The organism is Vibrio sp. ArtGut-C1, assembly GCF_002105475.1.
Classification (GTDB): Bacteria; Pseudomonadota; Gammaproteobacteria; order Enterobacterales; family Vibrionaceae; genus Vibrio; species Vibrio diabolicus.
Map to the genome: position 1 here is coordinate 58,032 of NZ_NCTH01000014.1, position 14,350 is coordinate 72,381.

The following is a 14,350-nucleotide window of genomic DNA, read 5'->3' on the forward strand; positions in this document are numbered from 1 at the left end:
AGGTAGGGCTACTCAACTCATTTAACTTTCAATAGATATTGTATTGATTTAGCTATAAAAAGTAATAACTCCTTGGGGTAGTTTAAACCTTAAGTTAATAACGTGAGTGTTACTCTTTATATCCAAATTTCCGATAGGCGTTGATATGACTACTGCGAACTCATCTTTAAACAGCGGCTTTGTTTCTTTAGTTGGTGCAGGTCCGGGCGATCCAGACTTGCTGACGGTCAAAGGTTTGAAAGCCATTCAAGCGGCTGAAGTTGTGGTGTATGACCGATTGGTATCTAAAGAGATTCTAGAGTTAGCACACGTATCCGCCGAGATGATTTATGTCGGGAAAAAGCTCGATTTTCACTGCGTACCACAAGACCAGATCAATCAAATTTTGGTGGAAAAAGCACAAGAAGGTAAACGCGTTGTGCGCCTAAAAGGTGGTGATTCTTTCATCTTTGGACGCGGCGGTGAAGAGTTAGAAGAGCTTGCAGAATATGGCATCAAATACGAAGTGGTGCCAGGGATCACCGCTGCGGCGGGTGCAACAGCTTACGCGGGTATTCCATTAACGCATCGCGACCACGCGCAAAGCGTTCAATTTATTACGGGTCACGTGCAAAAAGACGGTCGCGAAATTGAGTGGCATTCGTTAGCGCAATCTAACAACACACTTGTGTTCTACATGGGTTTGAAGCAAAGCGGTCACATCATGGATAAGCTGATCACTCATGGATTAGATCCAGAGATGTCATGCGCCATTATTGAAAATGGTACGCGTCCAGAGCAGCGCGTGTTCCAAGGAAAACTGAACGAACTTTCTGAAATGGCTGAGAAGGCGATCAGTCCAGCATTGATCCTCGTTGGCAGCGTGACTCAGTTGCACAACAAACTAGACTGGTTTAGAAAATAAGTTCATCTAATGGTTAGATTTTGCAGGGGCTATGACGTCTCTGCATTTCTTGCTTACGCATTGGCATTTGATCAATCAAGTTGTTGATAAATGGCCAATCCGTTTTTGCGCCCCATCGGTATTTCTCTTGACCATCTTTACCAAGTAAAATTGCGGTATGTGAGCCTTTTTCAATTTCATACAGCTTGGCAAGCATTTTCAAATCAAACTCTTCTTTGAGCCAAGCTGGAGACGTATAACCTTGTTCTGTAATGACTAATGTGACCACATCTCTGTCTTCCAACTCGCACTCATTCATGAGTGTTTCTAGTAAGAACTGTTTAACGTATTCATCGTTTTCTGGAGCGAAGTAAAGCACACTCCGATGCGGCCAGTACTTTGAATGTGCTGGATAACCGAATGCTGTCGATGACAAGATACAAGAAAGTAGTATCACTAGTAACTTTCCACCCATGACAGTTCCCCTAGAAACCCAAATACCGTTTATACGTTAAGTTTAGTGGAATTGGCTCATTGTGCTTTTACCAAAACTGACTTAGGGTAGGCAGCAAATAAATCAAGCGTAGAAAAGATGAATTCAGAAAGAAAACAAAAGATCGCCATTTTGGTTGATGTACAGAATGTGTATTACACCTGTCGCGAAGCGTATCGCAGTAATTTTGATTACAACCAGTTTTGGTATGTTGCGACGCAAGGGAAAGAGGTGGTGAGTGCTCGTGCTTATGCCATCGCGAGTAACGATCCAAAACAGCGTCAGTTTCATCACATTTTACGCGGTGTTGGGTTCGAGGTAATGCTTAAACCCTATATTCAGCGTCGTGACGGCAGCTCGAAAGGCGACTGGGATGTCGGTATTACTCTTGATGCGATTGAAATTGCCCCTGAAGTTGAGGAAGTGATTCTCGTTTCTGGAGATGGGGACTTTAGTCTTCTGGTGGAACGAATTCAGCAGCGCTTCAATAAAACGGTGACTGTTTATGGTGTGCCTAAGCTAACATCCCAAACTCTGATTGATTGTGCCGATAACTTTGTCGCGATTGATGATGACTTCTTACTGTAATCACTAGCGTGACAAAGAAAAGGCGAGTCATTCAGGCTGTACGCTAACGTACAATGACTCGCCTCTAATTTATTGTTGATTTGGCTAATTATGAAGGAATGATCATTTGTCCTAACAAGTAGCCCAGACAGCAGGCACCAATCACACCAATCAAACCTACCGACATAAATGAATGGTTGAAGTACCACTTACCAATCTTAGTGGTACCTGACGTATCGAAGTTCACTGTCGCGATGTCTGAAGGGTAGTTCGGAATAAAGAAGTAACCGTATACCGCAGGCATTAGGCCGATAAGCAGTGCAGGATCTAGACCCAAGCCAAGACCGACAGGCAACATCATACGTGCAGTCGCTGCTTGAGAATTCACTACAACCGACACAATGAACAACGCAAGCGCGAACGTCCAAGGGTAGTTGGTTACCATCTCAACGATGCCAGATTTGAACTGAGGCATTGCGTATTGGAAGTAAGTATCTGACATCCAGGCGATACCGAAGATCGCAATGGCAGCCACCATACCTGATTTGAATACTACGCCGTTTGGTACGTCACGTGGGTCAGTTTTGGTTGCAAGCAAAATGATACCGCCGAAGCAGAGCATCATCATTTGAATCACAACGGCCATGCTGATTGGTTTCGCGCCATCCACTATGGTACGAATGTCCGGCCACATCGCGATAACGACGATAACCAAGATAGAAGCGATGAACAGCAACACAGAGTTACGAGCACTTGTTGGTAGCACTTCATCAAGAGACGTTGCAGTGGTGTTGAGGATCTTTTCACGCCACACCGGATCTTTTAAACGCTCTTGGTATTCTTCATCGTCTTCCAGTTCTTTACCGCGTTTTAGGCTGTAAAGTGACATCAGCAACGTACCGAATAGCGTTGCAGGTACAGTAACGAGCAGAATAGAAAGCAGAGTGATCTCGTGTTGAATATCGGACAGCTGTGCCAAGTAGTAAACCACTGCCGCTGAAATTGGAGAGGCCGTAATCGCGATTTGTGAAGCGACGGAAGCGGCTGCCATTGGACGTTCTGGACGAATGCCGTTTTTCAGTGCAACGTCTCCAATGATTGGCATGATGGAGTAAACCGCGTGACCTGTACCGAGCAAGAAGGTCATAAAGTAAGTAACAAAAGGAGCGATCAGGGTGACGCGTTTTGGGTTTTTACGAAGCACACGTTCGGCAACTTGCAGCATGTATTTCAAACCACCAGCCGCTTCAAGAATGGATGCACATGTTACCACTGCCAAGATTATCAACATAACGGTGACAGGAGGGGAGGTTGGCGGCATCTTAAAGATGAAGACTTCAATCACCAAACCAATACCAGATACGACCCCAAGGCCTATACCACCATAACGTGAGCCGATATACAGCATCACGAGCAAAAATAGAAACTCAAGATACAACATGTGGATTTCCTTATTCAAAACAGGGGGCTATATAGCCAAATTACTTAATTACATTGTCCCGATATTCAGAAAGAAAATACTTCATGTTGTTCACACTCCTTTGGATAAGAAACAGCAATATTCAATTATTGGCAATAACTCACGCTACACAGGGAAACTGTTAACACAGTTTTATCAGGGTGTTTTTATGCTGTGTATTTTTACGGTCATGTCAGCGCTAAATGCGAAGAGGTTTAAGAGTTTGTTGCTATTTATCGCATACGTAACCAGACCTTACGGGCGCAAAGAGCTTGAAAATAGAGACAGAGACCACTGATGAGAATAGGCTCTGGTTATGTGAACACAAAGGATAATAGTTTGCATTGCGATTAGTGCTTGGGTATAAAGGTGTCAGAATGACTACACCAACAATAAACCATCATGTCTGAGCAATTTTTCCCGCAACTATTTCAAACTTCGAGTGAGATTACGCCTTACCTGCACGGTGATATTGGCGAAATAGGGCAAGAAGTTATTCATATCGAAAATGATATCAATCCGATCATTCAAGGCCTTTACCAACAGTTGTCTGAGGCTCATCCGGAAGCAGGAAAAGCGTATTGGTTGACGAGAACGTGGGATTTGTTGTGTTGGCAGCCTGTTTATGTTGCGTTCATTTCTATTTACGGTTTCCACACGTTGCCAAACATTCGTGAGATGGCGCAGCAACTCAAGCCTTGTTTTGTATCTGGATATCGATTCGCTGACGAAACACATATACATGGTAAGCCAGAAGAATTAATAAAAGAGGCCGGACGTCAAATTCGAGAGTTGTTCGATTTCTACCAACAAGAAATGAGTCAATGGACGCGCATTCGCCCAGGTTTCACTCACCAATTGATGTCGGATGGGATCATGGCTTGTTTGATTCGTCTTCAACAGCGTTTTCCGCAAATGACCAACACGACATTGCGTGAGCATGCCATCTTGTGGTTACAGGCATTGGGTTTAGATGCCAACAGTAGTCATTCACTTTATGAGACGTCACTGGATCAGCCGCTAAAATTGGTCAGAAAAAGCTGTTGTTTAGTCTATAAGTGTGAAGGCAGAAAGCTTTGTGAAGATTGTCCTCGTTTAGAAAAAAATCGACAGTTTATGAGCAAGCATAATCCTAATTAACATTTGGTTAACTTATGTAACAGTGCTCGATTTGAGAGTGAGAATAAGTATCATTGCATGCTCTTGTTGACAACAAAAGATAAATACAATGATAAAAAGGACGTTTTCTCTTAATCTCATCGTACTTGCGATGAGCAGTGGATACGCAGTTAGCTCAATAGCTGCGGAAGAACTTCAACAAACATCAACACCAAGTGATGAACAAATGGTGGTCGTGGGCAGTGTGATGCCGAAATCGATCTCTGATATTCCAGGAACGGTTTGGTTTGTAGGGCAAGAGGAAATTGCCCAACAATATCGCGCGGGCAAGACACTTGGTGACATTCTTTCTGCGACCATTCCTTCGCTAGACGTTGGTACGGGTGGTCGAACTAACTACGGCCAGAACCTGCGTGGCAGAGCGATGTTGGTGATGATTGATGGTGTCTCACTGCAGTCTTCTCGCCCAATTAGTCGTCAGCTTGATGCAATTGACCCATTCAACATCGAGCGAATTGAAGTACTATCTGGTGCAACCTCCATTTATGGGGCTGGCGCTACAGGTGGTGTTATCAACATTATCACCAAGAAAGCTTACTCCGATGACTTGTCGTTTGAATCCTACGTGAGTGGCACTACAGGTTTTAACAGCAGCGATGACTTTGATTACAAACTAGCGCAGTCTATCTCAGGTGGTAATGAGCGAATTGCCGCTAGGGGTTCGGTTGTGTACACCGAGACACAAGGTGCATTTGACGCAAATGGCGACATTGTCACGCCAGATATCTCCCAAGGCTCTTTGCAGTACAATTCAACGCTCGATGTGATGGGATCGACAGAGATTCAAATCTCCGATGCCAGCAAGTTAAACCTTGTCGCACAATACTATGACAGCCAGCAAGATTCGCCATACGGCTTGTACATTGTTAACAATAAATTTGTTGATGTACGAGAGGGATTCGATTCCGATCGTGAACACGGTACAGAGCGAGTTCTCTTAAGTGCGAACTACGCTCACGACAGCGTATTCGGTCATCAACTGATTGGCGAGTTATCTTACCGAAGTGAAGACCAAACATTTACTCCTTATTATCAAGGTGCTTCTCAGCAAAAAACAGAGGTTTTTGCTGGACGTTTGGCACTGGCAAAAAACTGGGAATCATTCAACCTTGTTTATGGTGTTGATGCGTATTTAGACCGTTTTGAGAGCAATCAAGCTCTGTTCGATCCAACTATCGCGAACAACTTGGGAAACTTGATTAATAAAACGTACGCCGAAGTTGGTCGTTACCCAGGTGTAGATGTAACGTCTTACGCAATGTTTGTTCAAGGTGACTATCAAATTAATCAAGATTGGTCCGTTCAAGCAGGCTACCGCTATCAATACATGGACAACAAGATTGATGACTTTGTTGCCTATAGCGTACAAAAGAAGATTGCCTCGGGTAAGGGGGTGTCAGCGGATGCGGTACCAGGTGGCAGCACCGACTACTCTGTAAGTCTGTTTAATTTGGGCACCATTTATCAGCTTAATGATGAATCTCAACTTTGGGCAAACTTCTCTCAAGGTTTCGAACTTGCTGACCCTGCGAAGTACTATGGTCAAGGCAGTTATGATGCTGTGGATGCAAACGGGCACTATGCGTTGAACAACAGCATTAATGTGTCTGACTCAAAAATGTCAGGTATTAAAACGGACAGCTATGAGATCGGTTACCGTCTTGATACCAACTCTCTTGCGCTTCAGGCGGCAGGCTACTACTCGCTTTCCGACAACTCCATCAAGTATGATAGAAAAACGTTGTTGATTACGAATGTTGACGACGAGCAGCGTGTTTACGGTGCAGAAGCAAACATCAATTACTGGGTGACCCGCGATATCCTGTTAGGGGCATCAGGACACTACGTAGTTTCTGAGCTGAAAACCGATGGTAAATGGGAGGATTTGAGCGCAGGTAAAGCCAGTACGTCTAAGGCTAATGCATGGGCTGCATACTACCAAGATTCGTACTCAATTCGTCTACAAAGTCAGACGATGTTTGATTACGAAGATGACGCCAACAATAAGTTGGAGGGCTACACCACGTTTGATCTTCTGGGTAATGTAACACTACCTATTGGGCAGTTAGGCTTTGGTATTCAAAACCTATTTGACGAAGACTACACAACCGCTTGGGGACAACGTGCGCAGATTCTCTACGCAGCACACTACGATGCAGCAGCGTACGACTACAAAGGAAGAGGTCGCACATTCACACTGAACTACAGTGTTGAATACTAAAGCTAACTCTCTTCGAGTATCAAAAAAGCCGCTTAAAGCGGCTTTTCTTTTAGGCTTGATCTGTCTGCGCTGTGTCTACAACGTTTTCCGTGTGCTCTGAAGCTTGGTTTTGTTCTTCAGCTTCCATTTTTGCACGTTCAGCTTTGGAGATATAACGCGGCTTATTGCTCTTATGTAGCTTAGCGTTATGCTTCTTCTGCTTCGCTTTTAAGATCTGATTGATTTTCTTCTTGCGGTTCATGGTGGTGGTCCTTTAATTTAGCGGGGCAGGATAGTTATTTTTTTATCAAGTTACAACTAAATAAGCCCTTACGTCGGTCGCAAGATTCAAGTACGTTTCTATGTCCAATCATCTCTCGCGTTTTAATGGAGTCAAAATGAAAACACTGATCACTGAACGTTTGATATTACGTCTTGTGAGTGTGGATGATGCACCATTCATATTAGAACTTTATAACCACCCAGACTTTTACCGTTTTGTCGGAGATAAACAAATTCGTACTGAATATGAAGCGGCGCGTTATATAAAAGAAAACATGCTACGCATGCAAAAAGTTAAAGGCGTGAGTTTACTCGTAGTAGAGAAAAAAGACGATGGACAACCGATCGGTATTTGTGGGCTAGTTAAACGTGACACATTGCAACACTACGATCTCGGGTATGGTTTTTTACCTTCTGCTTATGGTTGCGGCTACGGAGTCGAGTCGGCAACCGCGGTGCTGGAATATGCTCGAGGGGAAATGAAACTCGATAAGTTGGCTGCCATCACCAACAATGACAATATTCGTAGTATAAGTTTGCTCAAAAAACTGGGCTTTGAGTTTGAACGAGTTGAGCAGCAATACGATAATGGTCGAACGTTAGAACTTTACACAATGACGTTGTGATTTTTGGAAGCTCATGAGCGATATTTTACTTGGCAAGCTCGCCACTGAATTTAAGACGGTAAAAGCCATGGTAGAGGTTTACTGTCACGATCACCATGGAACAAAAAGTGACTTGTGCTCAGAATGTCGTGAGCTGCTTGAATACGCAGAAGTTCGTCTTGACCGTTGTCCTTATGGAGAGAATAAACCTACCTGTAACAAGTGTCCGATTCACTGTTATAAACCGGACCCGAAAGAGCAAATGCGTTTGGTCATGCGTTACTCTGGCCCCAGAATGCTACTGAAACATCCCATCTTGGCGGTTCGTCATTTACTTCATGAAAAGCGCGCGGTACCGGAAAAACCTGCTGCGAACGCGTCAAACCGTCACAAACGTTTATCTAAACAAAAAAGCGAAGAATAAAAAAACGAGGGCGACATGCCCTCGTTTTCGTTGAGTAGAAGTTGCGTGGTTAGAGGCCAGCCGCCATACGCTGCTTAGTTTTACTCGCTGCAAGTAGCATGTATACGCCAGTCGCAACCAAAGCGGCAAACAAGTAGCCTAGTAAGCCGTGTTCTTGGCCCATAAATTTATCAGCCACAACCGGGCCAGCAACAGAGCCAATGCTGTAGCTGAACAGCATGACTTGTGTGGCAGAGACAATAAAGCGCTCATCAAGTCCTTCACAACCTAAGTTGATCGCAATTGGGTACAAGGCAAAAGTAGCTGCACCTAAAAAGAATAAAGCAGCAGCTAATACCACGGCTGACGATGAAATAAAGGTCAAACCGATCGAAAAAATACCCAAAATACAGAAGAACGCCATTAGCACTGTGCGGCTCATGTATTTGTTCAATGTGGTCACCATTGGTTGAACCAACATGCCACCTAGGATCACTAATGCCATCAATGTACCAATGTCTTGATGGTTGATTTTACGGTTAGTTAGCTCAACAGGCATTAATCCGTAGATCGCGCCTAAGGTCAAACCTGATACAACACAACCAATAATTGCAGCATGGTTTAGCTTGGCGATTTGCTTAAATGACAAAGCGGTTGATTCATGGCTGTTTGGTTGTTCACACTCAATAAACATCAGTACCAGCATCGCCATTAGGATCAATGTTGTAATCGCAACAAAGGGTACGCCGCCACTTACGCCAAGAACGCCAATACCAAATTGACCTAGAGCCGAGCCGCCGTACAGAGAAAGCATGTATAGGCTTAGGCGTTTTGCGCGTGATGCTTCGTCGCCCGACATCAACCAGGATTCAACGATCACGAACACACCAGCAACTGCTACGCCAGCAATAAAGCGCGCAACGAGCCAAACTAGGCCATTCGGGAATGCTGGTAGAGCAACGATAGTGAGCGAAAAGGCAGCCAAACAGCCAATAAATGCTTTGCGGTGACCAACTTGACGCACGACACGTTCAATAAACATCGCGCCAACCAATAAGCCGCCATAAAAAACACTCGCCAACCAACTCGCATAATCTGCTGAGATGTTGTATTCACCGAGCATGAGAGGGATCAAGCTCATTAAATAGCCCGAAGCCACCGCATAAAGAGACAGTGCGACGACTGGAACTGTAACTCGTGGTGATGCTGCAGGAACGACTGTGTTTTCCACTGTTTTGCGCCTATAAGTTAAATGAAATCTATGGGTTATTCGGCGCGAATATGAGGCTAATAGTTAGGCAAGTAAAATGATTAATTTAAGTCGTTTCGACAAATAATATTTGTTAAATAGATAGGTCGATAAGTTGCATAAAAACGCCAACCTACCAGTGAGGTTGGCGTGGAGGATTACTTATTAAGTGCTTGATTTAACCATTGATCAAACTGACTCTTAGGCAGCGCACCATTGATCATATCAACGCGTTGACCGTTCTTGAAAACCATGATGGTAGGAATGCTTCGAATGCCAAATTGTGCAGCGAGCGCTTGTTGTGCTTCTGTATCAATCTTTACAAAACGAGCCGTTCCTGCTTGTTCATGAGCGACATCCGAGAAAACAGGGGCAAAACCGACGCACGGATTACACCAATGGGCCCAAAAGTCGACGACAACAGGCGTATCACTTTGTAATAGAGCAGAAAAGTTATCTTGCGTTCCCTCGATAGGCGCGCCATCAAAAAGTGCACTTTTACATTTACCGCAAGTTGCAGGTTCTGCAACACGCTCATTAGGGACACGATTCAGACCGCCGCATGAAGGGCAGCGAGTTTTAAACGATGACATGACTTCTTCCTTAATTACGTATTGATGAAAACATGACTTACCAGTCAGCCTCATTATTTGTATACTTATTTTTTAACCTGCCGAAATAACGCAGAGCAGGTTTGTATTTGAGCCTAAGGTTCTAAGAAATTTTATTAAAATACAACAATAAATAGGTCTGCGATGACAAATTACTACGCTGAAATTACAGGTTGGGGGAAATGTGTACCTCCTGCCGTGCTCTCTAACGATGATCTTAGCACTTTCCTTGATACTTCAGATGAGTGGATTCGTACCCGCACCGGTATCGAAAACCGCCGTATTAGCCATGTAAATACTTCAGACATGGCAACCGTTGCTGCCAAACACGCATTGGCGCGCGCGGGCGTTGACGCAAGCGACGTTGATTTAATCATTGTGGCGACTTGTTCTCCGGATTCACTTATTCCAAACATCGCATCTAAAATACAGCAGAACTTGGGCATTCGTTCTGCGGCGGCCTTTGATTTAAATGCCGCATGTACGGGATTTGTCTACGGCCTTGAAACGGGCACACGTTTGATTCAATCAGGTAACTATCGCAACGCGATCATTATTGGCGCGGAAAGATTGTCTTTCTACATCGATTGGGCCATGCGAGATACCGCTGTTCTATTTGGTGATGGCGCGGGCGCCGTTGTGTTATCAAGAACAGAAAAAGAAACGGGTCTACTGCAATCTCAAATTGGTTGTGACGCTAAAGGTCGCGATATTCTATCCGTGCCAAAGTTTGGTACTTGTATGGATCGCTTTGCGGAAGACAACGGTTACTGGGATTTCAACTTTGTAGGACAAGAAATTTTCAAACGTGCGGTAAAAGGCATGGGGCTAGCTGCGAAAACCGTGCTTAAAGCATCACAGTTAACTACCGATCAAATCGACGTTGTTATTCCTCATCAAGCGAATATTCGTATTATTCAAACCCTATGTGACCTATCTGGGATCCCACACGACAAAGCGTTTGTGAACATCCAAAACTACGGCAATACTTCTGCAGCGACGGTGCCAATTGCATTGTGTGAAGCGGTAGAGCAAGGCCGAGTTAACCCAGGTGATAACATGCTTCTTGCTGCATTTGGTGCAGGTTTGACATGGGGGGCGGCAGTATTGAAATGGGGTGACCGCGTAACGCCAATTGGTGAAAGTGATGCGGCTCTGCCTGAATGTGAGCAATCCGCGCTAGAATTACTTGAGCGTGCCATTAAGCTGTGTAACGAGCGCCGTCGCGACGAAGCGTAACGGACACTCAGCGGAAATGATATTGAAAAGGGAGCGTAAATGCTCCCTTTTTCATGACAAGTTAATTAAGAGCTCATTAAAGCAGCTTAAGCCATAAAGCCAAGGTTTGAATTAGCGAAGTTGCGGATATTCGGGAACACGTATTCCAGTGCCGCGTTATCACTCACACCCATCCACTGCGCGAGGGTTGAGCCCACTTGATCAGCTGCAATTTGGGGTATGAGTCGACCTTGAGAATAGTCATCGTTTCCGCCCAATACTAGTTCAGGCCATGTGCCGATAGGTCGCTGACCATTCACCGCGCCCCCAATCAATAGTTGATGACCACCCCAGCCGTGATCGGTGCCGTTACCGTTGCTTGTCATCCGTCGACCAAAGTCAGACATTGTAAAAGAGGTGACTTGCTTGTTTAGCCCCAACCGCGTAATCGCACGATACATTGCTAAGAGGTTAGTCGCTAGATCTTCGAGTAGTACGGGGTGTCGAACTAATTGAGAATCGTGTAGGTCGTAGCCAGAGTGTTTAACGAAGAAGACTTGTCGTTGTTGCTTTAACACATCTTGGCTTGCGATCAATTTGTAGACGGTTTGCATCTGCTTGCCGAGTGTTGATGAGGTGAACAGCGGCGCGTCATCAATATGATTGAGTTGCTCGCTTAGCACGCGGCTCATCATCATCGACTCATCAACCATCAAATTAAAGTGACCACTAAAAGGATTCTCTGTTTGATGAGAAAGCAGTTGATCATAGATCCCCTTGTATAGGGGGTTATCAATCGCGGTAAGCTGAACCGCACGGTCTTTTTTCAGCACGGTTTGGCGGTGTTCCATCGCGCGTAACCAAAGCGAGTTCCCGTGCACACTGTATAGCGGGGTTATTTCTGATTCAGAAGTTAATACGTCCAACATTCTGCCCGCCCAACCCAAATTGCTAGATTCTTGCATACCACCAAGTAACCAAGCGTCTGTTTGTGAATTGTGGGAAAACAGTTGCTCGGGAAGTGACGCTTCACCTAGCTCAATCGCTTGTTTTGTAACGGGATGGTTGAGAATACCGCTATTGAGCACGATATTGGCATCGCCTTGTTCGAAAATTGAAGACAGCGCCTTTAGTTTGGGGTGTAAGCCAAGTTCTACCAGATTATCCGAGCTATCGGCGGTACGCAAATTGATAGGGAGTATGTCGTCTTTGGCGACAGAAAGAGCCCCTCTGACTTTGGCATATTGGTTATAGTGCGCGTCAGACAACGGCAGTACAGTGTTGAACGCATCGTTTCCACCTGCTAAATAGACACATATTAATGCTCGAAAGTCATTAGATGGCGCCGCGAGAGAATAACCTGGTAGACCAAGCGAAGCTAAAGCGCCCATCGATGCAGTGCTTTTTATAAAATGTCGTCGTGAAATATCCATAATCCACTCCTAATCCTGAATATAGAATTCATCGCCGGAAATGGCGGTAAAAATCACCAAGGCGAGCTTTGTTGTTGGCACATAGTCCTCACGATATTCATCTAACACGGTGAGCATGAGTTTTTTTAATTCCGCCGAGGCCGTTCCAGCAAAGAAGCGTTCGTTAACCAGCTCGACTAAGGCATCGTGATCATCCAAAAGAAGATAGAACTCGCCGAGATCGAGTGTGTAGGAATCACCGCCGCCTCTGCGAGAGCTGGTCAACATATAGTTGACCAAATCGGTATAAACGGACCAGTTCAGTAGCTCATACTCCGGAGAGCTAATACCAGACTCCGTAAACTCGTTAGATGGTTGGTAGTCAGGAGAGTAAAAATTAAATACGGAAGGAGAACGAAGAGGTCCTTGATTGGCGATATTCATCATCGTAGTAGCGTCTTCGTAACGTGTAGATTTGATTGTAAAACCCGCTGCTCGATGAAAATTAGTTAGGACCAGTATTGGCTCTTTCACTTTTATTGGCGGGGTATCTGTCATGCCTAGAGCCTCAGAATCGAGCAAGATGGCATGAATGACCGCGTTTAAATCTCCTTTTTCTCCTTCGCCATTGTTATTGAATACCGAAGCAACACGTGCGATGTACTCCGGACTTGGATTCGAAGTTACAAAACGTTGGATAAGTAGCTTAGAAACAAACGGCGCCATGTTTGGATGAGACATCAAAATATCGATCACTTTTGAAAGCTCTTCTTGCGCAGTTAAACCAGCAGGAATTGTGTTACCAAGCAATCGTTTCTCGCCATCATCGTGTCGGTGGCTGATGACTCGCATCGGTTCGACAAACGCTAAATCGGCATTTTTCCACCCAGTTAATGCTCGAGCGAGCTCTTGAATATCCGTTTGGGTATATGTGGGGATAGGCTTACCCGTTGTACGATCAAGCTTTTTACTGCCATCGATATTCAGTTCATACAAGCCTAGGGTGAACAACTGCATCAACTCTCGAGCGAAGTTCTCATCAGGTAATGCACCCGTCGTGTTGTTCTCTTTTGCGCTACCGAGCATGGACAAATAGCTGCCCATAACAGGATGAATGGAAACGTCATATAATAAATCTCGGTAGTTGCCAAAAGCGTTAGCAATCAATACATCATAGTAGTCGACTAGACCAGTGGGCTTACTGGAAAGGACACCGCCATAGCGAGAGACCACTAAGATCTGGCTTAATGCATACGCCATGCGCTGTCTGAGTTGATCATCAGCGGTAATAACAATTTGATACCAAGCGTTTTCTCGATTGGATTGTGCGCCTTTGGAAAAAGGTGTCCGATAGAGCGGTTGATGATAGGTGGCAGGAAGGTAGATTTGTTGAGATATCCAACTTTCCATCCCGACTTCTTCTACCTCATCAATTAATGTTGGTGTTGGCCCAAAAGTGCTCTGATAGAGGAAACGCGCAACGGTTTGATCGGAGGGCGTTAGTTCCATTTCTGCTGGTACTGAAGGGACGTAACTTAGTAATAAGATAATCAACCCTAGTACCCAACAAGAGATTTCATTCTGTTTCTGACGTCTCATAGTTAACTCGCTTACCCGAGGGAACGACTTAAATCCATTTAACGGGAGTGATTAAGCTCAGTTGAGCTAAATAATAAATTTAGAAAAATCAAGCAGCTGCAGGAACGAGTATAGTCTCTATAAGTGACTAACAAAAAACTCAATCTATGAATTTGGTACTTTAGTGCTAGATGTTTTTGATATTTATTTA

14 protein-coding genes are annotated in these 14,350 nt (G+C 44.7%); 7 read left to right on the forward strand and 7 right to left on the reverse strand.

The features are described from left to right. The first annotated feature begins 145 nt into the window (after positions 1-145). A complete protein-coding gene (cobA, locus tag B7360_RS13785; protein WP_085343768.1) occupies positions 146-904 on the forward strand; it encodes a uroporphyrinogen-III C-methyltransferase in 759 nt (252 codons plus the stop codon). 13 nt (positions 905-917) lie between these two features. Here cobA and B7360_RS13790 read toward each other — a convergent pair whose 3' ends face one another. Beyond that, the gene (locus B7360_RS13790; RefSeq protein WP_085343769.1) at positions 918-1,358 is read right to left on the reverse strand and encodes a DUF4174 domain-containing protein; all 441 of its coding nucleotides are present in this window, start codon (positions 1,356-1,358) and stop codon (positions 918-920) included. Positions 1,359-1,475: 117 nt separating this feature from the next. On the opposite strand from B7360_RS13790, the gene B7360_RS13795 reads away from it, so the two are divergent. Further along, positions 1,476-1,964 (forward strand): NYN domain-containing protein, encoded by a 489-nt coding sequence (locus tag B7360_RS13795; protein ID WP_005394594.1) that lies wholly within the window; start codon positions 1,476-1,478, stop codon positions 1,962-1,964. Positions 1,965-2,052: 88 nt separating this feature from the next. Here B7360_RS13795 and B7360_RS13800 read toward each other — a convergent pair whose 3' ends face one another. Beyond that, positions 2,053-3,384 (reverse strand): anaerobic C4-dicarboxylate transporter, encoded by a 1,332-nt coding sequence (locus tag B7360_RS13800; RefSeq protein ID WP_005394592.1) that lies wholly within the window; start codon positions 3,382-3,384, stop codon positions 2,053-2,055. Positions 3,385-3,804: 420 nt separating this feature from the next. Between B7360_RS13800 and B7360_RS13810 the strand changes: the two genes are divergently transcribed. Both B7360_RS13810 and B7360_RS13815 read left to right on the forward strand, forming a co-directional pair. Further along, a complete protein-coding gene (locus tag B7360_RS13810) occupies positions 3,805-4,542 on the forward strand; it encodes a siderophore ferric iron reductase (RefSeq protein ID WP_085343770.1) in 738 nt (245 codons plus the stop codon). An 88-nt stretch (positions 4,543-4,630) separates the two neighbouring features. Next, positions 4,631-6,802, forward strand: a complete 2,172-nt coding sequence (locus B7360_RS13815; RefSeq protein WP_085343771.1) for a TonB-dependent receptor — start codon at positions 4,631-4,633, stop codon at positions 6,800-6,802. A gap of 49 nt (positions 6,803-6,851) precedes the next feature. On the opposite strand, the gene B7360_RS13820 is transcribed toward B7360_RS13815, so the two are convergent. Next, positions 6,852-7,043 (reverse strand): DUF2986 domain-containing protein, encoded by a 192-nt coding sequence (locus B7360_RS13820; RefSeq protein WP_005376066.1) that lies wholly within the window; start codon positions 7,041-7,043, stop codon positions 6,852-6,854. A gap of 136 nt (positions 7,044-7,179) precedes the next feature. Between B7360_RS13820 and B7360_RS13825 the strand changes: the two genes are divergently transcribed. Both B7360_RS13825 and B7360_RS13830 read left to right on the forward strand, forming a co-directional pair. Next, positions 7,180-7,689, forward strand: coding sequence for a GNAT family N-acetyltransferase (locus B7360_RS13825; protein ID WP_053808379.1), 510 nt, complete (start codon positions 7,180-7,182; stop codon positions 7,687-7,689). Between the two features lie 13 nt (positions 7,690-7,702). Then, positions 7,703-8,092, forward strand: a complete 390-nt coding sequence (locus B7360_RS13830; protein ID WP_005394584.1) for a nitrous oxide-stimulated promoter family protein — start codon at positions 7,703-7,705, stop codon at positions 8,090-8,092. 49 nt (positions 8,093-8,141) lie between these two features. Here the strand turns inward: B7360_RS13830 and B7360_RS13835 are convergent, their stop codons facing one another. Further along, positions 8,142-9,302 (reverse strand): MFS transporter, encoded by a 1,161-nt coding sequence (locus B7360_RS13835; RefSeq protein ID WP_085343772.1) that lies wholly within the window; start codon positions 9,300-9,302, stop codon positions 8,142-8,144. Between the two features lie 176 nt (positions 9,303-9,478). Beyond that, positions 9,479-9,913: a thioredoxin TrxC gene (trxC, locus tag B7360_RS13840; protein ID WP_085343773.1), complete on the reverse strand. Its 435-nt coding sequence runs from the start codon at positions 9,911-9,913 to the stop codon at positions 9,479-9,481. Between the two features lie 162 nt (positions 9,914-10,075). Between trxC and B7360_RS13845 the strand changes: the two genes are divergently transcribed. Then, positions 10,076-11,170: a ketoacyl-ACP synthase III gene (locus B7360_RS13845; RefSeq protein ID WP_005394577.1), complete on the forward strand. Its 1,095-nt coding sequence runs from the start codon at positions 10,076-10,078 to the stop codon at positions 11,168-11,170. Between the two features lie 86 nt (positions 11,171-11,256). On the opposite strand, the gene B7360_RS13850 is transcribed toward B7360_RS13845, so the two are convergent. Both B7360_RS13850 and B7360_RS13855 read right to left on the reverse strand, forming a co-directional pair. Continuing rightward, positions 11,257-12,582: a DUF1501 domain-containing protein gene (locus B7360_RS13850; RefSeq protein ID WP_085343774.1), complete on the reverse strand. Its 1,326-nt coding sequence runs from the start codon at positions 12,580-12,582 to the stop codon at positions 11,257-11,259. A 9-nt stretch (positions 12,583-12,591) separates the two neighbouring features. Then, complete coding sequence (locus tag B7360_RS13855; RefSeq protein WP_085343775.1) at positions 12,592-14,160, reverse strand: DUF1800 family protein; 1,569 nt, start codon at positions 14,158-14,160, stop codon at positions 12,592-12,594. Positions 14,161-14,350: the final 190 nt, after the last annotated feature.